This is a genomic window from Helicobacter mesocricetorum, assembly GCF_900198605.1.
Lineage (GTDB): Bacteria > Campylobacterota > Campylobacteria > Campylobacterales > Helicobacteraceae > Helicobacter_D > Helicobacter_D mesocricetorum.
Genome location: NZ_FZPJ01000066.1, coordinates 1 through 3,993, shown reverse-complemented (window position 1 = coordinate 3,993; position 3,993 = coordinate 1). Strand labels below are relative to the sequence as shown.

The following is a 3,993-nucleotide window of genomic DNA, read 5'->3' as shown; positions in this document are numbered from 1 at the left end:
TTTATATTTATATTTTTTCAAATCTTGTAGTTCCCTTTTTTAGGGGGGTGAAAAAATGCAATTTTTAACTTTTTGACACGAAATTGACACAAAAAATTAACAAATTATTCAGGCAAAATTATAATCATATTATTTGCTAAAAGTCAAGTATCTAGGATTTTAGGCGTTTCTTAACAAAAAAAAGCCTTTTTCGTCCTTGCTTTACAAAAAGACACAAAATTTCGCACTTTCGCAAACTTTTTTAAAAATAACAATCGGGGTGCAGTTTTGTAACAAAATAATCAAATTAAATCTTTTTAAATAGATTTTTAAACTTTTAAATTACTTAAGTTATGTTTAAGAAAAAAATTTTGCGGATTCGTGTGGGGCGGGGCAAAACAAATCACAAAATACAATACAAAAGAGGTGGCATAGTGTGCCATTGATTTATGTTATAATGCATCATTTAGATAGAGTTTCAAGTCAAAAGTAAAGGCAATCAGTGTTTATAATGTTTAAAAAACTATTTTTACTCCTCTTATTAGTGGAGGGGGGGCATTTACAAGCAGAATTTAATAATATAGATATGTCAAAATACCACACTACTACTCCACCAACTCAAAAACCCCAAAAATTAATTCCAATGTATGAAAATATTTTTATTAAATTAGAATTGTGCGTAGAGCTTAATGCTCAAGAGAAAATGGTAGCGAATACTTTGCGAATTAAATGGAAAGAGATATATCAAGATTGCTTAAGACATCAGCGAGAAATTGAATAATTAATTAGCAAAATTAAAGATAGCATTCATACTTTAGAGAGCATTTCAAAACTTATTTCGATGGGTGAAATATCTGATCGTTTTTCAAACAAGCTAAATAGATGGTTGTATAGGAATTTTGGAATCTTGAATTTAAATGAACACAACAGGAGGTTTTGCTCTGAAAATGACATCACTACACAAATGATAATCAAAGAATTGAATTTTTTAGATGACGAGGAAACCGCAAATACAAAGGGCAAAGTTAGGGGTGTATTATAAAATAATACTTTATCGACTAGAATTAGATATTAAACAGGTTAAAGCACGAGGGGCAACCCAACAACAAATTGACGATATATTAAATCGTGTTGTTCCCTATTTTGATGGGCTAGAATACCTTAAGCAAGATATTAGGAGCAATGCCACTTTTGATTATAATAAATGGTCTGAAATGACTTGGTGTAGAGAGAATTGTAAAAAGAGAGAACAGGAATCTACAATAGCCCCATAAACCCTCTTTCAAAATATGGATTAAAATAAGCTATTTAACAAATACGATTTCATGTTTGCTGTTTGCTTGTTTTGTTGGTCGGCTTATGCCAACAATATTAATATACTTTTCATAATCTATTGGTTGGTCTGCTTGTAAAACCCCATCCAAATATTCATAACCTTTAATAAATTTATCTAATTGTTTTCTATAGTCTGAAATCACTTCCTCTTTAGCTCCTTTGTTTTTTAAAGCCCTTAAAATCTCTTCACTATCTTCGATAGCCATTTTATCAACTCCTTGAAGAGATGAAATTTGCATTTTTGGAGATTTATTTCGTGATAAAGCACTTTCTGCGTCTTTCTCGGGGTTTTTGCTCGAGTTCCCTCTCCTTACCATCAGATTAATAAGCCATCTTTTTACTATCTCTTCTTTTTGTATAAACTCGGAACTTTTAGGATTAATATCGTATAAACCACCAGTTGCTTGAAATCCCCACCTAACCAGATTATTAATAACACCAGCTAGCTCCTTCCCATCTGCCTTTAGTCCTGCTGTTGCTTCTAACAAACTTAAATTATTTTTTAACTCTTGCATATTTTTACTCATTTCTGTAGTTTTCACGTTGAAGTCCTTATCATTATATTTCACCCCCATAAGATTTGCGACATATTTATCTTGTGCGCTAAGTGGCATATCATTATCGAGTTTAATAAGCACCGCTTGATAGGTAGGGATTAAAAACTCTTGGGTGTTTATCTGTTGGGGTTTAGCCTTTGAGGCAGGAATAAAATATTTTGCTAGGTCATCTTTTGGCATTTGTGCTGCCAAACTTACTGCATTTGTAGAATCTTTTTGCGGCATTTGTGATTGCATATATTTTGTATAAAATCCTCCCACCTTTGCTGCTTGTGTTAGCTTATCTTGTCCTAACGCCGCTGTTAAAACATCTTTGCCTGTAATATTTAACCCACCATTAGAGGTAGAATCTTTTTGCGGCATTTGTGATTGCATATATTTTGTATAAAATCCTCCTGCAATGGGTGCAGTATTCGCAGCAGCACCAAATCCCGCAGTATTTGCCCCCGCAACACTTCTCCCTACTATCCCAAAATTCACTTCTGCATTTCTGGCACTCCCACCACTTCTCCCTGTCACCCCAAAGTCTTGAGTTGTCGGCACTTGCAATAAAGGATCTGTGGATAACCTTGTTAAAGAATCTAGTTGGTGTTGTTGCAATCCTATACTAGGTTTATCCCTCTCTTTTTGGTAAGCTAGCTGCCTATTAGCTAAATCAAACTGCAAATTTGCTACTCTTGCACTCTCTTGCATTTTTTGTCTCTCTAGCTTTTTTTGTTCCGCCCACTGCTGCTTTGTATCCCACCATTGTTGCACTTGGTTTGTGATTTGTTGCTTTTGTAGATTTAAACTTTCTTGCTTAAAAGCATTTTGCTTTTCCAGCTGCTCTTGTTGCAGATTTAGCGCATAAGCATTTGCCAGTTTATTATACCCATCTTTTAAATAATTGCCTACTATTAAATTATTCTGTGCTTGGGTATCTACCATATTTTTAGTATTTGCTACCAGTAGTCCTAATGTGTAGCTTCCTGTATTAATAGGGTCTTGCTTCATTCTCTCTCCTTTGTATTTGTCCTGAAATTAAAGCTTTATCCAGCTTTTCAAAGTTAAGTGGTGCTAGGTAAAGAGTATTTTTGAGTATGTTTTTATCATACACTTCTACAAACTCTTGTATCTTTCTCTTTATTAAATTACTTGCATTAGGGCTATGCTCTTTTTTGCTTAAAAAATAAGAGAGGAAGCTAAAAGGCAAATTATTAAAATCAAGATATTTTAAACAATCTTGCCACTCTAGCACTCCCTCACCTGCATAGACAAAAAATCTATTACCTGTATTATCCTCATAAAAATCCCCTCCTGTGGTAAGCTCTAAAGCATTCTCCCCTTGCACTAGCTCTACTTCTTTTATGGTGTGGCAAAAGGCATTTTTCAAAGCCCCACTATTGCTAGGATAGGGATAATTTATAACTCTTTTCACTACCGCCCTTATTGTCGCTCAAAAGGTAGAGGTTGCTCTTTGGGTTTGGGTTTAGGGTTTGGGATTGTATTTTTAGAATTATCTACAACACTTGCAGAATCTGCGATGATTTTATTTGCTTTATCCTGCTCTGCTTTCCTTTCTTGGTAGCGTGCATTTTCAATGCCATATTGCCTCTGTAGTAAATCATTCATTTTTTTTTGCTCTTTAAAAGCCTTTTTGCCCTGTGTAAAACTAGCATAAGCTTGAAAAGCCGATACTGCAGTTCCAATCCCTGCTAAAGCATTGCCATTTATGCCCCCTAACTTACTCAAAAAAGAGGTTGTAGCGGGATTGTTTGCACTCCCTGTGTTTAAAAGCCCTTGTGTGATATTAGCACTAGGGTTAAGCCCATTTGCTGCACGATTAGCACTCATAATACTTGAAACCGCACTACCCTTGTTAGGGTTAAATATGCTATTGACAAGTTCAAAGCTTCCATAATCTGCCATTTCTAAGCTCCTTAAATTTTTGCAAGAAGTTTAGGAATTTTGGCTTTTTAATTCAAGGGTTAAAACCTAAAAGCCCTATTTTAGGGATTTTAAGCTAATCTTATTTTATTAAAATCTTTTTTAAAACCTCAAAATCAACAAAGTTTTCGATATTTTCTCTATACGCCGCAGAGACAATAGCTTTAATTTTCTCTTGGGATTCTGCTTCTAGCTC

5 protein-coding genes are annotated in these 3,993 nt (G+C 34.4%); 2 read left to right on the top strand and 3 right to left on the bottom strand.

Going from position 1 to position 3,993, the window contains the following annotated elements:
* The first annotated feature begins 481 nt into the window (after window positions 1-481).
* On the top strand, window positions 482-760 hold the full coding sequence (locus C6H18_RS09300) for a hypothetical protein (RefSeq protein WP_104722815.1): 279 nt from the start codon (window positions 482-484) through the stop codon (window positions 758-760).
* A 211-nt stretch (window positions 761-971) separates the two neighbouring features.
* A complete protein-coding gene (locus C6H18_RS09295; protein WP_104722814.1) occupies window positions 972-1,253 on the top strand; it encodes a hypothetical protein in 282 nt (93 codons plus the stop codon).
* Between the two features lie 30 nt (window positions 1,254-1,283).
* On the opposite strand, the gene C6H18_RS09290 is transcribed toward C6H18_RS09295, so the two are convergent.
* The 3 genes from C6H18_RS09290 to C6H18_RS09280 are packed head-to-tail and all read right to left on the bottom strand — an operon-like array spanning window position 1,284 to window position 3,779.
* Window positions 1,284-2,864, bottom strand: a complete 1,581-nt coding sequence (locus C6H18_RS09290; RefSeq protein WP_104722813.1) for a hypothetical protein — start codon at window positions 2,862-2,864, stop codon at window positions 1,284-1,286.
* A complete protein-coding gene (locus C6H18_RS09285; RefSeq protein ID WP_104722812.1) occupies window positions 2,845-3,288 on the bottom strand; it encodes a hypothetical protein in 444 nt (147 codons plus the stop codon). Before C6H18_RS09285 ends, C6H18_RS09290 begins: the two co-directional genes overlap by 20 nt.
* Window positions 3,289-3,296: 8 nt before the next feature.
* On the bottom strand, window positions 3,297-3,779 hold the full coding sequence (locus C6H18_RS09280) for a hypothetical protein (RefSeq protein ID WP_104722811.1): 483 nt from the start codon (window positions 3,777-3,779) through the stop codon (window positions 3,297-3,299).
* Window positions 3,780-3,993 lie beyond the last annotated feature (214 nt).